Here is a 22,473-nt window from a genome sequence, read left to right on the forward strand (position 1 = left end):
CGTAGCACGGAACAATCCGTAGGCATCAAAGTCGGGGGCTTTTGACCCCGACATCTTATTATTACCATATGTATACAATTCGTTCTGAAATCTATTTGTCACATCCATACGTCTGCGGCTTTTTCGTTATTTGGCTGGTATCAAGGAGTGGATAACAAATTACGAAAGTATAGAACTGCTTTAAAAATAAAGGGATTGTTGCATTGGCAAATATTTGCCGGCGACAATCCCTAAGCGGAGACGGAGGGATTCGAACCCTCGTGCCCCGGAGGGCTAACGCATTTCGAGTGCGCCCCGTTATGACCGCTTCGATACGTCTCCAACTTTTTTTATTATACTGAGTTACAGAAATGAAGTCAATGAAATAAATTCACTTCACAGCCATCAGAATTTCCAGAGTGACCGCAGCTTTTCCCAGATATAGACAATCCACGCAAACATATTACCACCTCCTCTTTATTTCTATTATATGCACATTCCCACAGCATAACCGACAAGAAAGTGTAAAGCTATTTTGTTGTTATTCTGGCTGAAATTTTATATGATAGAAATAGAAGAAGGGAGGTATTTTTATGCTTAAGGGTAAAGTAGCAGTTGTAACAGGGGGAACCAGAGGGATTGGTTATGCGGTTGTGAAGAAGTACCTGGAAAACGGGGCACAGGTGATCCTTTTCGGATCGAGAAAGGAAACCGTGGAAAAAGCACTGCAGAAGCTGAAGGAAGAAAACCCAGACTGGCCGGTAGAAGGTGCATGGCCAGATCTGAAGGATCCGGAAGCAGTAAGGGCAGAGATAGAAAGGATTCATCAGAAATACAGAAGAATTGATATTCTGGTAAACAATGCCGGTATTTCTGACAGAGTACCTACCATAGATTGTGACCCGGCTCACTTTGATGAGGTGATCAGCCTGAATGTAAATGCGATCTTCCATGCGGTACAGCCTGTGGTAAAGATCATGAAGGAGCAGGGAGGCGGCTGTATTCTGAATACCAGTTCTATGGTCAGTAAGTTTGGCCAGCCGTCAGGAGTTGCTTATCCGGCCAGCAAATTTGCAGTGAACGGGCTTACCATTTCTCTGGCAAGGGAGCTTGGTCCTTACCAGATCAGGGTAAATGCGGTGGCACCGGGGGTGACAAGAACGGATATGGTTGCCAGCCTTCCGGAGGAAATAATAAAACCGCTGGTTGACCGGATTCCCTTAAGAAGGGTTGGCGAGCCGGAGGACGTAGCCAATGCATTTCTGTTCCTTGCCAGTGATCTGGCAGCCTATGTGACAGGTGAGATTCTGTCCGTGGATGGTGCAGCGATGGGCTGATCTGTGACAGGAGCAGCCGCTTGATCAGCTCATATCTCCATGGAGGAGAAAGCCTCCAAGTGTTGGAACCCGCCCGCCGTTGTGGGTGATATAAATGGCATGGATGCCATCCGGTATCCTGCAGGGAGCAGAGAAGGTTTCCCATGTGTTACATTCTGTGACCGGAACGGAGGTGAGCAGTTCCCCGTCCGGGGAGATGCGTACTTCAAAGCAGCCATCCATGTAGCCTCTGGGACGGATATCGATCCGGGTGACGTTCCTGCAGTCAAAATATTTGAAGCCGGCGGTTGCACCGTCAGGAATGTATTCCCAGGAGGGAAGAAAAGGGTTCAGTGTCTGTTTTTCATAAGAACCTCCTTTGAACCGGAAGCTGGAAGGGAAGGGCTGTCAGTCCGGCAGCATTCTGAAGATGGATTTCAGCATAGTCACGGTATCCAAGTGAAACACTGCATGAACCATCCGTGAGAGAAAGGGTGTCGGGAGGCGTGAGGATAACCTCTGTCCCGCTGATTTTTACTGCGGCAGGCGGAACACTCTGCGGATCCTTACCCTCTGTATGCAGGAGAAAATCGGAGCTGCCCTTTCCGGGATTCAGTCCCTCTGCATGGGCAAAGGAAACCAGAATGGTTCCTTCCTCAGTAAGAGAGGCGGAAACAGCCTTTGGGGAATCACACAGGATGGGTTCGCCATAAACATGTCCCCTTGCAAGCAGGGCAAGTCTTCTTCCTATCTCCATTTTTTCCTTAGGATGAATGTCATAATAGGAGCCAAGATCCATGATGCCGGTAAGAAATACATCGGGAAGAGTGCTCGCTGTCAGTTCCTGCTTTTCACGTACTATAGCGTAGCCCTTGCTGTCGCAGGAGAGCCATTCACCAAAGGGAGCAAGCTGAACCAGCAGGAAGGGGAAGTTATCCTGCCAGTTGCTGCGCCATGCCCGAATCAGTCCGGAAAGCAGCTTATCATACATGGGAGCCAGTTCCCCGGCATCTGATTCGCCCTGATACCAGAGAACCCCCTTGATGGAGAAGGGGATCAGGGCAGACAGCATCTGTTCATACAGTCCGCAGGGCCGGTTAAAGTTATAGGGTCCCATGGGAATGACAGGATCTGTTTCATGCTCCTTCATATAGGTGAGCTGCTCAGTCCGGCTCATTCCATACAGAAGGGGTTCAAAGGCAATGGAATGCTGGAGGGAATCTTCAAATGTCCATCCTGCAAGGGAAACCTCTCTTATGGCATCACTGCAGGTGTCTCTGACAGCGTCCTCATAGGCTTTCAGGTAGGTGTCAAGGGGCGGCTTTTGCAGAACCTCCTCCGGAACCCAGGCACTTGCGCTGGAACCGCCCCAGTTGCAGCCAATGATACCGATGGGGATACCTGCAGCCTCCTGGATCTCCCTGGCGAAGCTGTAGGCAGGAGCAGAAAAGGTATTGACGGCACTATCATCATCACGGAACCAGTAGCCATAGCCGCTTCTGTTATGGCTGTTGTGTCCGCAGAAGGCCTGCTGGGGCATATTGAACATATGGATTTCGGGATTGCGGGGAAGCCTGCTGACCGCCTCAAAATCCTTGTCGTATTTCAGAAAAAATTCCATATTGGACTGACCGGCGGCAATCCAGATATCACCAAAGGAAATATCCGTCAGAAGAATGGGCGGTTCCCCTGTGTTTTCTACATAGATTTGGAGAGAAAGGCTCTTACTGGCAGGAAGAGGCGGCAGTGTGAGCAGAAAGTGTCCGCTGGTATCTGCGTGGGCCTTCCCGGAGAGAATGGGATGAAGGCGTCCGGAAGCGGAGCTGTCAGCACTGTAAAAATCAGCAGCAACAGCAGCAAGGGGTGCAGCATCACCATAAATATGGATCTCCTTGTCCCGCTGGAAGATCATGCCGCTCTTAAAAAAAGTGGGAAGTGTAATGGAATGTCTGTTCATGTATGGAACCTCCTTAGCAATATTGGTACATATTCCGGAATTCTGTAGGGGTACAGCCCTTTAACGATCTTGAACATGCGGATGAAGGAAGAAAGTGATTCAAAGCCGCAGCTCAGGGCAACGTTAGTAATGGAAATATTGGGCTCGGTGAGCATTTCGGCGGCTTTTTCAATGCGCTTCTGGTTTACATATTTATAGAAGGATACGTTTGTAAACTGCTTAAACAGTCTGGAAAAGTAAAATTTGCTGAAGCTGCTAAGATATTCATTCTTGATCTTCAGAAGGAGAGATTTCACCTTGTCATAAATCGAAGGGAAATCTTCCGGTGTGATGACGATCAGCGGAGATATGATGGTCACCAGGGTTTCGATTTCCTTCATAAAGCGTAAAGGATTAATGTCAGCCTGAAAGATAATACGCCGTCCCTTTTCCGGAGCATACAGTGTGTGGATGCAGCCTGGGCAGATCAGGACGATATCGCCCTCCCGCAGGGTGATGATCTGATTATAACACTCTACGGTATAGATGTTTTCTGTTGGCATGATGATTTCCGGGTTCGTGTGCCAGTGCGCCGGATAGTCTTCGTATTCATCATTATCATAAAGCTTGATAGAGGTGCGCTGCTTATAATTAATGGTTTCAAAAATACCGTTTAAAGATTCTATCATAATAAGTAGCTCCTTTCCTGCTTCTATAGTAGCTCATTTTCGCTCTTTTTAGAACATAATAATTGCTATTGAATTTAGAGCCTGTGATCGGTTGGACAACGCACCATTCGGTTGTGGAGTTCCGTGGAAAATGGTATCTTTTTTATCACGACTGTGAGCTTTCCGGTGGAATCAATCACAGACGCTGCGTGAAATATACAGAGCTTCATTATAACGAAGACGGGACCATACAGACTATTTTCCCTTACGATCACAAAAAAGCATAAAAAGGGGATGCTGCCTCTGAATTGCCCGCAAGGAAAGATTGCAAAGGAGAATATTTTATTTTATACTGATTACTGATAAACAGCAATCAAAGGAGGCAACAGATACATATGGTTCAGGTATTGGGCAGTGGTGCTTATCTTGTAAATGGAGTGGAGATCATTCCGGATGATGAGCAGGCAGGCGTAGTGCTGAAAGCAAAGACCGGCAGAGAGATTTCAAAAGAAAGTGCCAGAAAGGGTACGATCGCTTATGGGATTCTGGAGGAGCATAATACTTCCGGAAATATGGACAAGCTTAGGATTAAATTTGACAAGCTGACATCCCATGATATTACGTTTGTGGGAATTATTCAGACAGCGAGGGCTTCAGGCCTTACGAAATTCCCGATTCCCTATGTACTGACCAACTGTCATAATTCTCTTTGTGCGGTGGGTGGTACGATCAATGAAGATGATCATATGTTTGGACTGACCTGCGCAAAGAAGTATGGCGGTGTCTATGTACCTCCTCATCAGGCAGTCATCCATCAGTTTGCGAGAGAAATGCTGGCTGGCGGCGGCAAGATGATCCTGGGAAGTGATTCCCATACAAGATATGGTGCTCTTGGAACCATGGCCATGGGAGAAGGCGGACCGGAGCTGGTAAAGCAGCTTTTGTCACAGACCTATGACATTAACATGCCGGGTATCGTTGGTGTGTATCTGACCGGAGAGCCGAAGAAGGGTGTAGGTCCGCAGGACGTGGCACTTGCTATCATTGGTGAAGTATTTGCCAGTGGTTATGTAAAGAATAAGGTCATGGAATTTGTAGGTCCCGGTGTGGCTTCCTTAAGTGCAGATTTCAGGATCGGCATTGATGTCATGACGACAGAAACGACATGCCTGTCATCTATCTGGAAGACGGATGAGACCATTAAGGAGTTCTACGAGATCCATGGCAGAAGTGAAGAATATAAGGAATTAAATCCTGCAGATGTGGCATATTATGATGGTATGATCACGATCGATCTGGGAACCATTGAGCCCATGATTGCCATGCCGTTCCATCCGAGCAATACCTATACGATTGCAGAACTGAATGCCAATCTGATGGATATTTTAAATGATGTAGAGAAAAAGGCAGCCGTTTCTTTGGGCGGTGCTGTACCGTATACCCTGAAGGATAAGGTAAGAAATGGCAGGTTCATGGTAGATCAGGGAATCATTGCAGGCTGTGCCGGTGGTGGATTTGAGAATATCTGTGCGGCGGCGGATATTATGAAAGGCAGCTACATCGGATCTGATGAATTTACCTTAAGCGTATACCCGGCTTCCATGCCAGTCTATATGGAGCTGATCAAAAATGGCTGTGCAGCGACACTGCTTGAGACAGGAGCTGTTTTGAAGACGGCATTCTGCGGCCCCTGCTTTGGCGCAGGAGATACACCGGCAAACAATGCGTTCAGTATCCGTCATTCCACAAGAAACTTCCCGAACAGAGAAGGCTCCAAGCTGCAGAGTGGACAGATTGCTTCCGTAGCACTGATGGATGCACGTTCCATTGCCGCAACAGCGGCAAATAAAGGTGTTCTGACACCGGCAACAGAGTTTGATGGCACGATCGGTAAATACAAATATCATTTTGATGCCAATATTTATAAGAACAGAGTCTTCGACTCCCAAGGCGTGGCAGATCCTTCAGTGGAGATCCATTTTGGACCCAATATCAAGGACTGGCCTGCAATGGAGGCACTCCCGGAGAACCTGGTGCTTCAGGTTGTTTCCGAGATCCATGACCCGGTAACCACCACAGATGAGCTGATTCCTTCCGGAGAAACCTCATCCTATCGTTCCAATCCTCTTGGACTTGCAGAGTTTACCCTTTCCAGAAAGGATCCTGCTTATGTGGGACTTGCCAAGGAGATCCAGAAGGCAGAGAAGGAAAGAGTACAGGGAGGACATCCCTGTCAGGCATTCCCGTACCTGAAAGAAGTCATGGGAACGATCAAAGAGCAGTTTGCAGAAGTAAATCATACCAACACAGGATTTGGTTCTACTATCTTTGCAGTAAAGCCAGGTGATGGTTCTGCCAGAGAGCAGGCGGCCTCCTGCCAGAAGGTGCTTGGCGGCTGGGCAAATATCGCCAATGAATATGCGACAAAGAGATATCGTTCCAACCTGATCAATTGGGGTATGCTTCCTTTCCTGATCCCTGAAGGAGAGCTGCCATTTACCAATAAGGATTTCCTGTTCTTCCCCGGCATCCGCAGTGCTGTAAAGGAGAAGGCAGAGGAGATCACAGGCTATACGGTAAAGAGCGGCAGTATGAAAGCATTTACTGTGAGGCTTGGAGATCTTACAGATGAAGAACGGCAGATCATTCTGGATGGCTGCCTGATCAATTATAACCGCGTTAAATGAGTCAGTATAAAGGACAGTATTTTGAAAACGATTCAGAATACTGTCTTTTTTAGTATCTCTTCATGAATAAACAGGAAGTATCGGGTAAAACTATCCATAGAACAATGAATTTCATCAACCGGATGGAAAAGGAATGGAGAGATAGAAAATGAAAAGGAAAATAAGAAGAAAAGGTCTGCTGAAGGAACGGATCGCCATGGCAGTCTGTGCTGTTACGGTGCTTGGGGTATTAACAGCCACAGGCTTGTGGATGAAGGACAGTACTTCCACGCAGGACCGTGGATATGTTGTGGACTTAAGTGAAATGGAAAACGGAGCGGCAAATGATACTGGGGATGAGATCAGGGCGATCCAGCATGTGCAGGAACAGGAGGTGACGGGAGACGACCTTGATTATGATCCATATTTTCAGGAAACAGGGTCGCAGAACGTGGAGAATCCGGATGGGTCTGTAAGTGAGAGTATGTCAGCATCACCGGCAGAGGATGTGGCAGCAGGAGAAAAGCTGCCTGAAGATGCGGCAGAAAAGGAAGGAACAGGCACGAAAGCTCAGGAAACAGATGCACCAGCAATCTCCACGGCCATGCAGCCGACTCTTTCCTTTGGAGATACGGATACTCTTGTCTGGCCGGTCGTAGGAAACGTGCTGATCAATTACAGTATGGACAAGACCGTGTATTTCCCGACACTGGATCAGTACAAATATAACCCGGCTATTGTAATCGCTGCAAATGAGGGAGACATGATCACGGCAGCGGCAGCGGGTAAAGTGACAAGTGTATTTGAGGATCCGCAGATCGGGCAGGCGGTTACTATGGATCTTGGTAATGGATATGAGATCACCTACGGACAGCTTAAGGAAATACTGGTCTCAGAAGGCAGCTATGTGTCCATGGGAGATATGATCGCCAGTGTGGCAGCTCCGACGAAATACTACAGTATTGAGGGAACCAATGTATATTTCAAGCTGACAAAGGATGGTAATCCTGTCAATCCCATGACCAGACTCAGCTAGGGAACCCACGGCTAGGAACCGGAAAACGAAAATATCTTTACCCGACTGTTAAAAACAGGTATAATCAATAGAGATATACCATTTGGGAGGAAGAATCTTGCGAAGGCATTCGGTAATTTGGGTTTTCCTTTGCCTGATTGTCCTTACGGGATGCGGCAGTATAAAGGAAAACCGGCAGAATGGCCAGGAAAATATACCTGAGGCTGACAGTATGGAACAGGAACCACAGCTTTCTTATGAGGTGCCGGTAAGCATGCCGGGGATCCTAGTTGACCGGCTCGGCTATCTGCCAGAGGAGAATAAAACTGTTATTTTTAAAGGAAAGGATCTGCCGCAGGAATTTTATGTGGTAGATAAGAAAACAGAACAGATTGTTTATCAGGGGTATCCGGAGATCCGAAAGGAAGAGGGAGAAGAAAAGGAGGCATACGGTGACTTTTCTGATTTTGCTGCTCCGGGCACCTATTACATAGAAGCACCAATCCTTGGGAAATCCTATTCTTTTTCCATATCGGATACGGTGTATGATTCCCTTTTTCAGGAGGCCTGTAAACAGTATTATTATAACCGGTGCGGTATGACCCTTGGCAGTGAGTATGCGGGGGATAAGGCACATAATGCCTGTCATACCGGTAAGAGTGTGCTCCGGGGAAATGATTCTGTAAGTATGGATGCCTCCGGCGGATGGCATCAGAATGAAAATGGTGAAAAAAATATTACCGGTGCTTCCGGGGCTATGGCTGTGCTGATGATGTCCTATGAGCTGTATCCACAGGAATATACCGACCAGGAAGGATTACCGGAAAGTGGAAATCAGATCCCGGATATTCTGGATGAGATCCGTTATGAAACAGGGTGGTTCCTTAAAATGCAGGATAAACAGACCGGTGCAGTATATGCGGGTGTTACAGCCTATGACAAGGGCAGTTATATGGAACCGGCCTGTGCAAAGGCAGAATTTGCTTTTGCCATGACGATGGCAAAGTTCGGATATCTGTATCAGAATTATGACAAGGAATATGCCATGACTTGTCTGAAAGCAGCGGACCGGGCATTTAAGCATGCAGTTTTATGTGAGGAAGCAGATGACCGGGAAGAAAAAATCTGGCGGTTTGCAGCTGCAGCAGAGATTTACCGGGCGGCAGGGCAGATATCCTATCAGAAATATCTGGTAGAATATCTTTCAGATGGAGATCTGACGCTGGCAGGGGATATGGTGCAGCTTTCAGGCTGTGTTACATATATATCTACGAAACAGGCGGTAAGTATGGTACTGTGTGAAAAGATCATGACGATGCTGATGGATCAGGCTGAAGAAATTTCTGAGGAAGTCAGGGGATCCTTGTATATGACTTCGACAGAAGCAGAGGGTGACAGCAGCAGGATCCTGACGCAGGCAGCATATCTGACAGTGGTCAATCACGTGATTTCCAATTACGAGTATAAGCTGATGATAGAAAACCAGCTCCATTATCTCTTAGGCAGAAATGAGAGGGGGATTGATTATATCAGCGATGACACAGAGGAAGCTCCCTGTGTGATCAATCAGTTCAAAGAAGACAGTATGCTGGTATTTATGCTGGCTGGTATTGTTTCCGGAAGCTGAAGATGTGACAGAAAAGAGAGGATAAAATATGATACGTTTGATTTTGGTTGCAGTATTTCTGGTACTTTTTCTGGTGCTTGGCATACCGCTGCTGCTGATCGAGTGGGTGATCGGTAAATTTAATCAGAGGGCGAAGGATATCAGCTCCCTGCGCATCGTGCAGTGGGCATTTAAGATGATCCTGTTTCTTGCCGGTACCAAGGTTGTTATAAAAGGTGAGGAAAATGTACCAAAGAATGAACCGGTTCTGTATGTAGGAAACCACAGGAGCTATTTTGATATTGTTATCACATATTCAAGAGTTCCAGATCTGACAGGATATATCGCCAAGAAGGAAATGCTGAGATGGCCGCTTCTGGTAAACTGGATGAAGAATCTGCATTGTCTGTTCCTGGACAGACAGGATGTGAAGCAGGGACTGAAGACAATACTGACTGCCATTGACAAGGTAAAAGCAGGCATATCCATCTGTATTTTCCCGGAAGGAACCAGAAACCGGGTCAATGACACGTTTATGGAATTCCATGAAGGGAGCTTCAAGGTGGCAAGTAAGAGCGGCTGTGCTGTAGTGCCTATGGCAATCTATAATTCCGCTGCTATTTTTGAAGATCATATCCCGTGGATCAGGAAAACCACGGTGATCGTAGAGTACGGCAAGCCCTTCTACATTAAGGATCTGCCAAGGGAAACCCAGAAAAGGGTTGGCGCATACAGCAGAGATCTGATCATGGAAAATTATTTCCGTCTGAAGGAAGAAGCAAAGGAGAACGGATATGGATAAGATAGCAGTATTGATTCCCTGTTATAATGAGGAAAAGACGATTGCCAAGGTGGTAAAGGATGCAAGGGCTGCACTGCCGGAGGCCGTGATCTATGTATACGATAATAATTCCACAGACAGAACGGTAGAACTGGCAAGGGAAGCAGGGGCTGTGATCCGGCATGAATATATGCAGGGAAAAGGCAATGTCATCCGCAGGATGTTCCGGGAAGTGGAAGCCCGCTGCTATATCATGGTGGACGGGGATGATACCTATCCCATGGAATTCGCACCGGAAATGGTAGACAAGGTATTACATCACAATGCAGATATGGTAGTCGGTGACAGACTTTCCTCCACTTATTTTTCAGAGAATAAGCGTCCTTTCCACAATATGGGAAATTCCCTGGTACGCGCCAGTATCAATCGGCTGTTTCAGTGTGATATCAAGGATATTATGACCGGATTCCGCGCATTCAGTTATGGCTTTGTCAAGACTTTCCCAATCCTGTCAAAGGGCTTTGAAATCGAAACAGAAATGACGATCCATGCTGTATATAATCAGCTGCAGATCGATAATGTGATCGTGGATTACAGGGACAGGCCAGAGGGCAGTGTATCCAAGCTGAATACCTATGCTGATGGATTTAGGGTTCTTGGGACCATTTTCAGGCTGTACCGGGATTATAAGCCCTTTGGCTTTTTCAGTCTGTTTGCACTTCTGTTGGCAGTAGTTTCGGTGTTGTTTTTTATACCGGTACTGGCAGAATATTTTGCTACAGGACTGGTACTGAAGTTCCCGACGCTGATCGTGTGTGGATTTGTCATGCTGGCTGCCATCCAGTCTTTCTTTGCGGGACTGATGTTATCCAACAGTGCGCAGAAGAACCGGAGAGACTTTGAATATCGTTATACTCTCGTCTGCGAAAAAGAACTGAGACAGAGAGAGGAGAAGTAAAGAGTGAAAAAAATAGCAGAAAAATGGTATCTTGTTCTGATCATCGGCTTTCTTGTTTTTGCAGCCCTTGTGTTTGGGATTTTCGGAAAGGGAAGTATTATTTCCGTGCATGACAACCTGGATCTGTTCGTGGCACAGTTCCAGATGCTGAAGAATACAGGAGCCTTTTGGAAGCATGGCGTAGAAGTGCCGTTTCTTGGAGGGATCAGCCGGGATGTACTGCCTTCCGAGTTTTCACTTTATTCTCTGTTGTATATGATCCTGCCATCTTACTATGCGTATGTGGCAGGATATTTGCTAAAGATCGTGATCGGTACCTTTTCCATGGTACTCCTTGCCAGAGATCTGTTTAAGGATCAGTATGGAGAAAGTAAGCCGGTGATCTTTCTTGCTGGGTTTGCTTATGGGATCCTGAATGTTTTTCCGGCCTTTGGTATACCCTTCGCATCTGTTCCTCTGGTGGTTTATCTCCTGCGGAAAATATACAGAAGTCCGTCGGCAGGGTGGTATCTGCTGTTATTTCTTTATCCACTGTTATCCTATTTTTCTTATTTTGGCCTGTTTATCCTGGGATATCTGGCGATAGCCTTTGTTATTCTGTGGATCAGGGAGCGAAAATTTCCGTTTCGGATGATCCTTTCCCTTATCGTACTTTCAGCGGGCTACATCCTGTTTGAGTATCGGCTGTTTGGAACCATGCTGTTTGGAAGTGAGGAAACGATCCGGTCTACCATGGAGGCGGGAAGCTTTACAGGTGGAGAAATCGTGAAAACCATGGTCGATGGATTCAGACAGGGAATGTTCCATGCGGAAAGCATACATACATATCTGGTGATGCCGGTCTGTCTTCTGTATTTCCTGTTTCTCAATGTGTCTTATATCCGGAAAGGAAATACGAAAGGGATCTTCCATGACGGTTACAATCTGTTGATGGTGCTTCTGGTGTTTAACAGCGTGGTATATGGCATTTACTATCTGGAGCCTTTCCGCAGCCTGATCGAAAAGATAGTGCCACCTCTGAAAGGCTGGCAGTTCAACAGGACGATCTTCTTTAACCCCTTTGTCTGGTATCTTGCATTTCTTGTTGTTCTTGTGAGATTGTATCAGGAAAAGAAAAAATGGCTGTGCGTTCTGACGGATCTGCTGGCAGTGGCAGCAGTACTGCTGATCGTATTTTCGGGAACGAGATATAATGATCTTTATCATACCTGTGTAGCGAAGGCATATGAGATCCTGAAAGGAAAGGAATCCAATGACTTAAGCTACGGGGAATTTTATTCGGAAGAGCTCTTTGCGAAAGCGAAAGAGGACATTGGTTATAATGGAGAGTGGTCGGCGGCTTATGGCTTCCACCCGGCGATTCTTGAATATAACGGAATTTCCACCCTGGATGGCTACCTTGGTTTTTATTCCCAGGACTATAAGGACAGGTTCCGGAAGGTGATCGCACCGGCTCTGTCGCAGAATGCGGCATCTGCGGAGTATTTCGACACCTGGGGAGCCAGAGCATATCTGTATTCCCCAACGGAAAACTCTCTTGTGATGGCGGTTAGGGATTATCACGTGGAGGATGAGAGTCTTGCCATTGATGTGGATGCCTTTAAGGCACTTTCCGGAAGATATCTGTTCAGCCGGATCTGCATTTCCAATGCAGAGGAGGAAGGGTTTACACTGATCGGAACCTATACGGATGAGTCATCTCCGTATACACTGTATGTTTACCGGACAACGACTCTCTATCAGAGTAATAACTGGTCAGAGGTTCCTTTTGCAGAAAGGGATCTGACCTATGACAAAGATGTCATATATGAAACTGCGGATCATCTTGAGGAACTGGCCAAAGAAGCGGTCAGACAGGAAGAAAATCAGGAAACAGTAGTTCTTCAGGAAGAGAAAGCTCTTTCTCTGTATGAAAGTCTTCTGGATGGCTGTATCCGGGTGAGAACCTGTAATTCCCTGTCTCAGATCCGCTACGACATGGATGTGCGGGATGAAGAGAATGCCAGCCTGCAGGAACAGCAGTATGAGGATGCTGTGGATATTACGGACAGAGTTTATGCAGCTATGGCGCAGATATGTAATTCTCCTTACAAAGAAATTTTTTCTGAGGTATTTACTGAAAGTGAAATAAGCTCCCTTCAGGATTATGAAGAAATGACAGAGCAGGAAAAAGATTTGATCCTGAAGGAAAACAGCCTGCAGCAGGAATATAATGAAGCACTGCTGGATGATTATGATGCAGAATATGAGGAGAAAAACAGTGTGATCGGGGAAATTTACTGTGAACTGGTATCTGTCAGGGATCAGCTTGCCAGAGAGTATGAATATGATAACTATGCTGAGTATGCCTATGGGGGCTTGTATCTGCGGGACTATGACACGGCAGACGCTAAAGCCCTGTTCAAACAGGTAAAAAAAGAAGTCATGCCATGGCTGATCGAAATAGAATCTCTTTACTATGAAATGGATGATTCCGCACTGGAGGAGCTGAATGACAGTCCAGCAGCGGAGAGGCTTTCGGCTGTGCAGAAATACATTGGGGAGCTGGATCCGGAGATGGAAGAAGCCTTTGATCATATGCTTGCATATGATCTTTATGATATGGATGCGGGAGAAAGCAAGGCACAGACTGGATATACCATAGAACTTCCCTGGTACGGAGATGCTTTTATTTTCGATGCACCATATGGAACCTGTCAGGATTATGTGACGACTATTCATGAATTTGGGCACTACAACTACGCAGTCCATAAAAAGAGTAATCCATTATTTGTCGTGAATAATATGGATCTTTGTGAAATTCATTCCCAAGGACTGGAAATGCTCTTTTATGATTACGATCAGGATATGATCCAGGGTGAAGCTGGAAACATGTTCCGACTGCAGGATGTGGTGCAGCTTGCAGAGCAGACAGCTAATGCCTGTATGCTTGCTGAATTTGAGATCTGTGTGTATGAAAACCCGGATATGACAAGAGAAGAGATGAACAAGCTGTACTGTAATCTGACCAGAGAGTATGGAATGGCTGTAAATGATCAGGATATCCAGGAGCTGTATTCCTGGGTAGATATTCCCCATCTTTTTATGCAGCCCTGCTACTACCTTGGTTATGGTACATCGGCTTTCACAAGTCTTGATCTCTTTGCTCTGGCAGGAGAGGACAGGGAAGCAGCGGTTGATAAATATCTGGAGCTGACTGCTGTTTCTGCTGAAACACCTTACTGTGAAGCTGTGCAGAAGGTGGGACTACGGGATATCTTTGAAAAGGGAGTTCCCGGAGAAATCCTTAAGGAAGTAAATAACAGACTTAAGAAGGATTACGAACAGTAAAACTGAACAGAACAAAAAGAAGGTGTACCGGAGAACTGCTCTGGTACACCTTTTACTTTTGATTGGATCATTGGATCAGGAAGATCAGATCCTTTCGCCTCTTTTGTATTTGCCGACAACCTTTTGGATACGTTCATTAGGATCCAGAAGATCACTGATAGATGCATCGTGGTTCAGAGTGTCGATCAGGTAAGCGATGTATTTACTCATATCACAGTTGATATACCATTCTCTGGAGAGAAGCTCCGGTGTCTGGTAGATCAGGTTGGTGGTCAGGACTTTGTCAATGATACCGCTCTGATATGCCTTATCAAAGCGCTCCAGGCCATTTGTAAACAGACCGAAGGTAGTGCAGATAAACACTTTCCTTGCACGTCGCTCTTTCAGGGCAGTAGCAACCTCGATCACGCTTTCTCCAGATGAGATCATATCATCAATAATGATCATATCCTTGCCTTCTACAGATGAGCCAAGAAATTCATGGGCAACGATGGGATTTCTGCCATCAACAATTCTTGTATAATCACGGCGCTTGTAGAACATACCCATATCAAGACCGAGTACGTTGGCCATGTAAATAGCACGTCCCATACCACCCTCATCGGGGCTGATGACCATCATGTGGTCGGAGTCAAGCTGCAGATCGTCCACGTTGCGGAGCAGACCCTTGATAAACTGATAGGTAGGCTGTACTGTTTCGAAACCATGCAGAGGAATCGCATTCTGCACACGTGGATCATGTGCATCAAAGGTGATGATATTATCAACACCCATATGAACCAGCTCCTGCAGTGCCAGTGCACAGTCAAGGGATTCACGGGTTGTTCTCTTGTGCTGGCGGCTTTCGTAGAGGAAAGGCATGATCACAGTGATCCGTCTTGCCTTACCACCCACAGCGGCAATGATACGTTTCAGGTCCTGATAGTGATCATCCGGGGACATGTGGTTTTCGCGTCCACAGAGGGAATAGGTCAGGCTGTAATTGGCAACATCAACGAGAATATAAAGATCTGTACCACGGACAGATTCTAGGATCATACCCTTTGCTTCACCGGAACCAAAACGCGGTACCTTGGCCTTCAGAATGTAGGAATCGCGCTGATAACCTGAAAAGGCAAGGCTGTTTTTATGCTCGCTTTCACGGACAGTCCTCCATTCTACCAGATAATCATCTACCTTCTGACCGAGGGATTTGCAGCCCTCCAGGGGAATAATACCCAGAGATCCGACAGGTATGGTCTCAAGATTTCTTGTTTCTTCGCGTTGTGACATGGGAGTCCTCACTTTCTGTTCTGAAGTCTTTTTTTATACATCCGGATATCAGGTCCGGTTATCTTACAGATTTCGTAGTTGCTGGTGATTCTGGAAAAGATCCTGTCAGAATATCGGTTCCGGAAATCCTCCAGTGAAAGATTAGTGGATATAATAGTAGCTTTTTTACGCAGGTGTCTGTCATTGATCAGTGAAAAAAGCTCAGAGGCAATCAGGTTGTTGGTAAATTCTGTGCCAAGATCATCAATGATCAGCAGATCACTTTCGAACAGATCTCCATAGGAACTTCGGAGGTCATCACTGTTTCTATAGTCAAATTTATATTTGGACAGGGTATCGAAAAGTCCAGTAGCACTGAAGTAGATCACAGAATGACCACTTTCAATCAGCTCTTTGGCAATACAGCCTGAGAGAAAGGATTTGCCCGTACCAACTGTACCATAAAAAAAGAGATTGTGGTAGTCTGAATTAAAATTATTGATAAAGTTTCTGCAGGTGAGGACAGTATTTTTGAATCTTGTCAGATCCTCTCCCTGATAGTATTCATAGGACAGGGTAGAAAAATTCTCATTCTCCAGCATTTTGCGGATCCCGGACTGTTCGTACAGGAGATCGATCTGCGCCTGCAGAAAACAATGGCATTTCCTGCCATCGATATATCCGGTATCCTTACAGGCGGGACATTTATAGACCGGAGCAAGGTAATCAGTGGGAAGACCGGCATCTGTAAGGAGTGCATCCTGCTTCCTGCGCAGCCGTGCAAGCTCCGTTTTCAGATCCTCTATGGCATCTTTGTTCCCGAGAAGAAGCTGTTTTCCCTGTCTGACAGAAACAGAGGCGATCTCATTTCTGACTTCATTGTAGCCAGGGATGTGTTTCATGACGTAAGCTGTCCGCTCTTCGAGAAGATGGCGGCTATTCGTCTGCCTGGCTTCATAGAGCTTCATAATGGTTTCATACTGGGAATTGGTAAGTGCCACGGGTACGCTCCTTTTAGTTACTTAAGATCTCTTTTTCCAGAGTATCAAAGTCATAATCAGTGTGCATGAACTGGTTGAACTGTCCGTTCCTGGGAGCGGTTTTGGCTGCCGGCTTCCGGGAATGGGCTTCATCCATGGTACGGATATCTGCCTTGTGCTTTACGTGGTTTTCATGCCAGCTTTTCAAAATACTGTCAGCATATTCGAAGCGGTGCTTGTCAGTAGCAAGGACAGTTCTTTCACAGGCTTCCATGATGATATCGGAAGTAAAGCCATACTCTCTGACCCATTTCATGGCATAATCAGCTTCTGCCTTGGTCGGGATAGAGGATTTGCCAAGAGCCTTCATGATATCATATACGTTCTTGTCGTATTTGGCAGCATATCTGGCGGCCTGTGCAGGAGTAGAAATACCCTCCTGTGCCCAGCTGATGGCCACCTTTTCTATGTAACGGAAATCCCTCTTGCCCTTTTCCACACAGTACTGGATCAGATAGTCGATCAGATCAACAGAGAAATGCAGTCTGTCTGAAAAGAAAAGAATGGTTTTCATTTCGGGGGCAGTCAGTGGTCTGCCGATATACTGTTCGGCAACAAAGATGATCTGGGAGGTTTCCTCGTTATTCTTAAATTCCTTCAGCTCATCCAGAGAGTAGGAGGGCTTTGCAAAAGGATCAGCCGTTTCAGCAGCTGTCCGGACAGCGGGCTCTTCTGTGATACTTCTGCCTGCTATGTCCTTCTTCGAGACAGTAACAGGCATGCTGACGATTTTGGTCAGGGGAAGAACATCGTTTTCGCTGCGGCTGGTTACATCCAGCAGACGGATGCCGCACAGGGTTCTGTCCTCGTTATATTCCAGTGCGAGAAGATTATTCTTTTCCCAGTACTTCAGTGCCCGCATCACATCCTTTTCAGTGTGATTAAACTTGTCCGCAATATCGGACACGCTGGTAGCCTTATGCGCACTCATCATACGCAGAAGATATAAATAGATCTTAATCTGCGCATCATTGGCATCCTTCATATATTCATCAATAAATAAATTGGACACAATGGTGGTATCGGCATAGTTGTCCTGGTAAATAGTAAAACGACTCACGTTGATCCCTGCTCTCTGCTGTTTACATTTTCATTTCAAAGCAAAATGATTATAGCATATGAAAAAAGAAATGCAAACCTCAATTTTTCCGGAAAACCCAGTATTTACAAGGGTTTCTGGACTTTGTGGACAATGTGGATAATGTGGATAGTTTACCGGAGGAGAAGAAAAACTATTGTAAAAAACAGGTAAAATCTGCTCCCACCATAAAAATAAATATCCACATACGAAAGAGGCCTTTGCAGCTTCCTGAATGTGGATATCGTGGATAAAAAATTATTTCAGAAGATTTTCTCCGATTTTAACAACATCTCCGGCTCCCATAGTTATCAACAGGTCACCCGGCTTACATTTTTCCAAAATAAATTTTTCGATAGAAGAAAAATCCGGGAAATAATAACAGGTTTTGCCAAGAGCCTCAAGCTCTTTCTGAAGTGTTTCAGAACTGATCCCGAGATTATCAGTTTCCCTGGCCGGATAAATATCCGCAAGGATCACATAATCGGCATGGGACAGAGCCTTTGCAAAATCCTTCATAAATGTCTTGGTACGCGAAAATGTATGTGGCTGGAATACACAGTACAGATCCTTATGGGGATAATTTGCAGCAGCTTTCAAAGTCGCAGTAATTTCTGTGGGATGATGTGCATAATCATCTATTATAGTAATACCATTGATACGGCCCTTATACTCAAACCGTCTGTCAGTACCATGAAAATCGGACAGGGACGCTGCAGTAACAGATGGATCCACAGAAAGGAGGTCTGCGAGTGCAATTGCTGCAAGAGCATTCAGAATATTGTGTTCTCCGGGGACAGACAGGGTAAAATGTCCGTCAGGAGCTCCTTCCCTCAGTAAAGTAAAGGAGGCACAGCCCTTTTCGTCATAAGTGATATCGGTGGCACTGTAGGTAAAGGAAGGATCCATACCAAAGGTGATAATGGGACAGGCTACGTCCGCTGTGATCTCAGAAAGATCAGAAATACTGCCATTTATGATCAGTGCACCGTCCGAAGGAAGGAGCAGGGCAAAACGGTGGAATGAAGAACGGATATCTGCAAGATCCTTAAAGAAATCCAGATGGTCTGCTTCGATATTAAGGATCAGACCGATCTTTGGATAAAAACTCAGGAAGCTGTTGGTATATTCGCAGGCCTCTGTTACAAAGTACTCAGAATGACCGATCCTGATATTGCCGCCGATAGTCTTCAGGATACCGCCGATGGAAAGGGTTGGATCGAGCTCTGCATGGAGCAGGATCTCAGAAATCATGGAAGTGGTTGTGGTTTTGCCGTGGGTGCCGCTGATGGCAATGGGGAGCTTATAATTCTTCATCATTTGACCAAGGAGCTCTGCTCTTGTGAGAAGAGGAAGAGAAAGCGCTGCAGCTGCCTGCATTTCCGGATTATCCGGATGGATGGCGCTGGTATAAACAACAAGATCCAGGTCACCCGACAGATTTTCGCGCCGCTGGCCATAGTAGATATGGGCACCTCTTTTTTCGAGAAGCTCAGTCAGGGGAGAGGGGCGCATGTCAGAGCCGGATACGGTAAAGCCTTCATCTAACAGGATCTCTGCAAGACCGCTCATGCTGATGCCGCCGATTCCGATAAAATATATATGAATGGGGTGGTGAAAATCGATCTGATACATGGAAATAACCTCCAAAGATAATTATACTGATATTATAAACATCCTATACAAAAAAACCAATAGCATTTTGAACAAAATGTATGGTCTGCTTCTTTTGCATAACACAAAATGTTGTAAACACGATTCGAAAGTGTAAATTTAAATAGTAGAGAATTGTAAGATATTTACATAAAAGCATGTAAAATGAGCAAAATTTTTGTAAAAAATATTCACATTCAAATGGTTATATGATATACTATTCGTAAACTTGATGATTGGAAACTGTAACGGTCTACCGATTATTAAGAACAAAATATTCACAAAAAATACTGGTAAGAGGTGACAACATGATTAAAAAGGAAATGATTGCCATGTTATTAGCGGGCGGTCAGGGAAGCAGACTTGGTGTGCTCACTTCAAAAGTGGCCAAACCTGCGGTATCTTTTGGGGGAAAGTACCGTATCATTGACTTCCCGCTCAGCAACTGTATTAACTCCGGTGTAGATACAGTGGGTGTGCTGACACAGTATCAGCCCCTCCGGCTGAATACGCATATTGGCATTGGTATTCCGTGGGATCTGGACAGGAATATTGGTGGAGTCAGTGTCCTGCCGCCTTATGAGAAGGTGACAAACAGTGAGTGGTATACAGGTACCGCAAATGCGATCTATCAGAACATTGATTACATGGAGAGCTTTAATCCCGATTATATCCTGATCCTGTCAGGAGATCATATTTATAAGATGGATTATGAAGTGATGCTGGATTTCCATAAGGAAAAGGGAGCAGAGTGTACCATTGCAGTCATGCCGGTTCCGATGGAAGAAGCGAAGCGCTTTGGTATTATGATCACAGATGAGGATAAGAAGATTACAGACTTTGAAGAGAAGCCTGCCAATCCGAGAAGCAACCTGGCATCCATGGGTATTTACATATTCAACTGGAAGACATTGAAGGAAGCCCTTCTTGCCAATGCAGATCAGCCGGGACTTGATTTTGGTAAGCATATCATTCCGTATTGCCACGGCAAGGGATCACCACTTTATGCTTTTGAATTTAATGGCTACTGGAAGGATGTAGGAACGCTGAATTCTTACTGGGAAGCCAATATGGAACTGATCGATATCGTTCCGGAATTTAATCTTTATGAAGAGTACTGGAAGATCTATACCAAGAGTGAGATTCTTCCTCCACAGTATTTCGCAGAGACCAGTCTGGTAGAGAGAAGTATTATCGGTGAGGGAAGTGAGATCAGCGGACAGGTTTACAACTCCGTGATTGGTTGTGGGGTAACCATTGGTAAGGATACGGTGGTAAGGGATTCCATTATTATGAACGGAACTGTGATCGGGGATGGCTGTGAACTGAACAAGGCCATCGTTGCAGAGAAGGCCATCATCGGAAACAATGTGAAGCTGGGTATCGGTGAAGAAGTGGAAAATGAAACAGATCCGCATATCTATAACCACAGCATTGCAACTGTTGGTGAAAAGAGCGTGATACCGGATGGCATCACTGTTGGTAAGAATACCTGTGTATTCGGAACCACTACTGCTGAAGATTATCCGGATAACTGCCTTGCAAGCGGTAAAACACTAATTATTAAGGCGGGTGATGAAAAGTGAGAGCGATCGGTATTATTTTAGCAGGTGGCAGCAGCTATCGTATGAAGGAACTTTCTACCAAAAGAGCAGTGTGCGCCATGCCTGTGGCAGGAAGCTATCGTAGCATTGATTTTGCACTGAGCAATATGACGAACTCCCATATCCAGAAGGTAGCTGTACTGACCCAGTACAATGCCAGAAGTCTGAATGAGCATCTCAGCTCTTCCAAGTGGTGGGATTTTGGCAGAAAGCAGGGGGGACTGTATGTGATGACTCCGTCTGTGACAGCAGAAAGCAATGCCTGGTACAGAGGAACAGCAGATGCTATTGCACAGAATCTTTCTTTCCTGAAGAACTGCCATGAGCCTTATGTGGTAATTGCTTCCGGTGACTGTGTCTACAAGCTGGATTACAATAAAGTGCTGGAGTATCACATTGCAAAGAAGGCAGATATTACAGTGGTATGTAAGGACATGCCGGCAAGTGAGAATGTAGATCGTTTTGGCATCCTGAAGATGAATGAGGAAAGCCGGATCGAGGAGTTTGAAGAGAAACCGGTAGTTGCCAAGTCCAACACGATTTCCTGTGGTATCTATGTTGTCAGAAGAAGACAGCTGATCGAGATGCTGGAGAAATGTGCAGAAGAAGAAAGATATGATTTGGTTAAGGATATTCTGATCCGTTATAAGAACATGAAGCGGATCTATGGATACAAGATGCAGGAATACTGGAGCAATATTGCAAGTATTGATGATTATTTCAATACCAATATGGATTTCTTAAAACCGGAAATTCGGGATTATTTCTTCAGACAGTATCCGGATATCTATTCCAAGGTGGATGACCTTCCGCCTGCCAAATACAATGTAGGAGTCAGTGTGAAGAATAGTCTGGTTTCCAGCGGCTGTATCGTTAATGGTACTGTAGAGAATTCCGTAATCTTCAAAAAGGCTTATATCGGAAACAACTGTTATATCAAGAACTCTATTATTCTCAACGATGTGTACATTGGGGATAATACGCATATTGAAAACTGTATTGTAGAAAGCCACGGCACGATCAGAGCCAATTCCTATCATGCAGGGGAAGAGGGAAAGATCAAGGTTGTTATTGAACGCAGTGACAGGTATGTGATCTAAGCCACAGCAGCATTGATGCAGAATAAATAAACGAAACAGGGGAGAGGAATGCTATGCAGATTACAGATGTAAGGATCAGAAAGGTTGCGAAGGAGGGTAAGATGAAAGCGATCGTATCCATTACGATCGATGATGAATTCGTAATCCATGACATTAAAGTGATAGAGGGAGAAAAGGGCTGCTTCATTGCCATGCCGAGTAAGAAATCGACAGATGGAGAGTACCGGGATATCGCACATCCTATTAATTCCTCAACAAGAGAAAATATCCAGAAGATCATTCTGGATCGTTATGAACAGGCGCTGCAGGAACCGGACGAAGAGGCTTAGGCAGAGACCTGAAAAACCTGATACCAGTTACAATGAAAGCTGTCACTGCCTTTATGCGGTGGCAGCTTTTTTGTGCTATTTTGCCGGTGTGCTGGATGCTGGATGCCGGTTGCAAAAAGGGCAGAAGATATGTTATATTGAAGGCGGTACAGGGACATATGAT

The 22,473-nt window shown here is 45.6% G+C and carries 18 protein-coding genes and 1 tRNA gene; 12 read left to right on the top strand and 7 right to left on the bottom strand.

All coding sequences use genetic code 11. The features are described from left to right. Positions 1-235: 235 nt before the first annotated feature. Positions 236-321, bottom strand: a tRNA-Ser gene (locus WJQ40_RS08695). Positions 322-572: 251 nt separating this feature from the next. Between WJQ40_RS08695 and WJQ40_RS08700 the strand changes: the two genes are divergently transcribed. After that, complete coding sequence (locus WJQ40_RS08700) at positions 573-1,316, top strand: SDR family NAD(P)-dependent oxidoreductase (RefSeq protein WP_337539363.1); 744 nt, start codon at positions 573-575, stop codon at positions 1,314-1,316. Between the two features lie 94 nt (positions 1,317-1,410). After that, entirely contained in the window at positions 1,411-1,542 is a 132-nt protein-coding gene (locus WJQ40_RS08705) for a hypothetical protein (RefSeq protein ID WP_337539366.1), read from the top strand. A gap of 117 nt (positions 1,543-1,659) precedes the next feature. Here the strand turns inward: WJQ40_RS08705 and WJQ40_RS08710 are convergent, their stop codons facing one another. Together WJQ40_RS08710 and WJQ40_RS08715 are read right to left on the bottom strand one after the other, a co-directional pair. Next, positions 1,660-3,252 carry a sialate O-acetylesterase gene (locus WJQ40_RS08710; RefSeq protein ID WP_337539369.1) on the bottom strand — a complete coding sequence of 531 codons (1,593 nt, stop codon included), beginning with the start codon at positions 3,250-3,252 and terminating at the stop codon, positions 1,660-1,662. Continuing rightward, complete coding sequence (locus WJQ40_RS08715; protein WP_337539372.1) at positions 3,249-3,920, bottom strand: helix-turn-helix domain-containing protein; 672 nt, start codon at positions 3,918-3,920, stop codon at positions 3,249-3,251. Before WJQ40_RS08715 ends, WJQ40_RS08710 begins: the two co-directional genes overlap by 4 nt. Positions 3,921-3,982: 62 nt before the next feature. Here WJQ40_RS08715 and WJQ40_RS08720 point away from each other — a divergent pair, with 62 nt between their 5' ends. The 7 genes from WJQ40_RS08720 to WJQ40_RS08750 all read left to right on the top strand — a co-directional run bounded on the left by WJQ40_RS08720 (position 3,983) and on the right by WJQ40_RS08750 (position 14,255). Then, on the top strand, positions 3,983-4,186 hold the full coding sequence (locus WJQ40_RS08720) for a hypothetical protein (protein ID WP_337539374.1): 204 nt from the start codon (positions 3,983-3,985) through the stop codon (positions 4,184-4,186). 108 nt (positions 4,187-4,294) lie between these two features. Further along, on the top strand, positions 4,295-6,586 hold the full coding sequence (locus tag WJQ40_RS08725; RefSeq protein ID WP_337539376.1) for a hydratase: 2,292 nt from the start codon (positions 4,295-4,297) through the stop codon (positions 6,584-6,586). 148 nt (positions 6,587-6,734) lie between these two features. Continuing rightward, complete coding sequence (locus WJQ40_RS08730; RefSeq protein ID WP_262574506.1) at positions 6,735-7,601, top strand: peptidoglycan DD-metalloendopeptidase family protein; 867 nt, start codon at positions 6,735-6,737, stop codon at positions 7,599-7,601. A 211-nt stretch (positions 7,602-7,812) separates the two neighbouring features. Further along, positions 7,813-9,207 carry a glycoside hydrolase family 9 protein gene (locus tag WJQ40_RS08735; protein ID WP_337404652.1) on the top strand — a complete coding sequence of 465 codons (1,395 nt, stop codon included), beginning with the start codon at positions 7,813-7,815 and terminating at the stop codon, positions 9,205-9,207. A 28-nt stretch (positions 9,208-9,235) separates the two neighbouring features. Further along, the gene (locus tag WJQ40_RS08740) at positions 9,236-9,988 is read left to right on the top strand and encodes a lysophospholipid acyltransferase family protein (RefSeq protein ID WP_337404654.1); all 753 of its coding nucleotides are present in this window, start codon (positions 9,236-9,238) and stop codon (positions 9,986-9,988) included. Next, entirely contained in the window at positions 9,981-10,925 is a 945-nt protein-coding gene (locus tag WJQ40_RS08745; RefSeq protein ID WP_337404656.1) for a glycosyltransferase family 2 protein, read from the top strand. Before WJQ40_RS08740 ends, WJQ40_RS08745 begins: the two co-directional genes overlap by 8 nt. Before the next feature lie 3 nt (positions 10,926-10,928). Next, a complete protein-coding gene (locus tag WJQ40_RS08750) occupies positions 10,929-14,255 on the top strand; it encodes a DUF6044 family protein (protein ID WP_337539380.1) in 3,327 nt (1,108 codons plus the stop codon). A gap of 84 nt (positions 14,256-14,339) precedes the next feature. On the opposite strand, the gene WJQ40_RS08755 is transcribed toward WJQ40_RS08750, so the two are convergent. The 4 genes from WJQ40_RS08755 to murC all read right to left on the bottom strand — a co-directional run bounded on the left by WJQ40_RS08755 (position 14,340) and on the right by murC (position 19,259). Next, positions 14,340-15,527: a ribose-phosphate pyrophosphokinase gene (locus tag WJQ40_RS08755; protein WP_337539381.1), complete on the bottom strand. Its 1,188-nt coding sequence runs from the start codon at positions 15,525-15,527 to the stop codon at positions 14,340-14,342. An 8-nt stretch (positions 15,528-15,535) separates the two neighbouring features. Beyond that, on the bottom strand, positions 15,536-16,507 hold the full coding sequence (locus WJQ40_RS08760; RefSeq protein ID WP_337539382.1) for an ATP-binding protein: 972 nt from the start codon (positions 16,505-16,507) through the stop codon (positions 15,536-15,538). A gap of 13 nt (positions 16,508-16,520) precedes the next feature. Then, positions 16,521-17,606, bottom strand: coding sequence for a DnaD domain protein (locus WJQ40_RS08765; RefSeq protein ID WP_337539385.1), 1,086 nt, complete (start codon positions 17,604-17,606; stop codon positions 16,521-16,523). 276 nt (positions 17,607-17,882) lie between these two features. Next, positions 17,883-19,259 (bottom strand): UDP-N-acetylmuramate--L-alanine ligase, encoded by a 1,377-nt coding sequence (gene murC, locus WJQ40_RS08770; protein ID WP_262573862.1) that lies wholly within the window; start codon positions 19,257-19,259, stop codon positions 17,883-17,885. A 326-nt stretch (positions 19,260-19,585) separates the two neighbouring features. On the opposite strand from murC, the gene WJQ40_RS08775 reads away from it, so the two are divergent. From WJQ40_RS08775 to spoVG, 3 genes are read left to right on the top strand one after another with little or no spacing between them, the layout of a single operon-like run. Further along, positions 19,586-20,863 carry a glucose-1-phosphate adenylyltransferase gene (locus WJQ40_RS08775; RefSeq protein WP_262573861.1) on the top strand — a complete coding sequence of 426 codons (1,278 nt, stop codon included), beginning with the start codon at positions 19,586-19,588 and terminating at the stop codon, positions 20,861-20,863. Continuing rightward, positions 20,860-21,981: a glucose-1-phosphate adenylyltransferase subunit GlgD gene (glgD, locus tag WJQ40_RS08780; RefSeq protein WP_262573859.1), complete on the top strand. Its 1,122-nt coding sequence runs from the start codon at positions 20,860-20,862 to the stop codon at positions 21,979-21,981. Before WJQ40_RS08775 ends, glgD begins: the two co-directional genes overlap by 4 nt. A 53-nt stretch (positions 21,982-22,034) precedes the next feature. After that, a complete protein-coding gene (gene spoVG, locus WJQ40_RS08785) occupies positions 22,035-22,310 on the top strand; it encodes a septation regulator SpoVG (protein ID WP_118799412.1) in 276 nt (91 codons plus the stop codon). Positions 22,311-22,473 lie beyond the last annotated feature (163 nt).

Source organism: Suilimivivens sp., assembly GCF_037359455.1.
GTDB lineage: Bacteria > Bacillota > Clostridia > Lachnospirales > Lachnospiraceae > Suilimivivens > Suilimivivens aceti.

What these genes read in the sequence shown, in the direction of transcription:
- WJQ40_RS08700 (WP_337539363.1), top strand. Translation starts at nt 573, where the DNA reads ATGCTTAAGGGTAAAGTAGCAGTTGTAACAGGGGGAACCAGAGGGATT.
- WJQ40_RS08705 (WP_337539366.1), top strand. Translation starts at nt 1,411, where the DNA reads ATGGCATGGATGCCATCCGGTATCCTGCAGGGAGCAGAGAAGGTTTCC.
- WJQ40_RS08710 (WP_337539369.1), bottom strand. Translation starts at nt 3,252, where the DNA reads ATGAACAGACATTCCATTACACTTCCCACTTTTTTTAAGAGCGGCATG.
- WJQ40_RS08715 (WP_337539372.1), bottom strand. Translation starts at nt 3,920, where the DNA reads ATGATAGAATCTTTAAACGGTATTTTTGAAACCATTAATTATAAGCAG.
- WJQ40_RS08725 (WP_337539376.1), top strand. Translation starts at nt 4,295, where the DNA reads ATGGTTCAGGTATTGGGCAGTGGTGCTTATCTTGTAAATGGAGTGGAG.
- WJQ40_RS08730 (WP_262574506.1), top strand. Translation starts at nt 6,735, where the DNA reads ATGAAAAGGAAAATAAGAAGAAAAGGTCTGCTGAAGGAACGGATCGCC.
- WJQ40_RS08735 (WP_337404652.1), top strand. Translation starts at nt 7,813, where the DNA reads ATGGAACAGGAACCACAGCTTTCTTATGAGGTGCCGGTAAGCATGCCG.
- WJQ40_RS08740 (WP_337404654.1), top strand. Translation starts at nt 9,236, where the DNA reads ATGATACGTTTGATTTTGGTTGCAGTATTTCTGGTACTTTTTCTGGTG.
- WJQ40_RS08745 (WP_337404656.1), top strand. Translation starts at nt 9,981, where the DNA reads ATGGATAAGATAGCAGTATTGATTCCCTGTTATAATGAGGAAAAGACG.
- WJQ40_RS08755 (WP_337539381.1), bottom strand. Translation starts at nt 15,527, where the DNA reads ATGTCACAACGCGAAGAAACAAGAAATCTTGAGACCATACCTGTCGGA.
- murC (WP_262573862.1), bottom strand. Translation starts at nt 19,259, where the DNA reads ATGTATCAGATCGATTTTCACCACCCCATTCATATATATTTTATCGGA.
- WJQ40_RS08775 (WP_262573861.1), top strand. Translation starts at nt 19,586, where the DNA reads ATGATTAAAAAGGAAATGATTGCCATGTTATTAGCGGGCGGTCAGGGA.
- spoVG (WP_118799412.1), top strand. Translation starts at nt 22,035, where the DNA reads ATGCAGATTACAGATGTAAGGATCAGAAAGGTTGCGAAGGAGGGTAAG.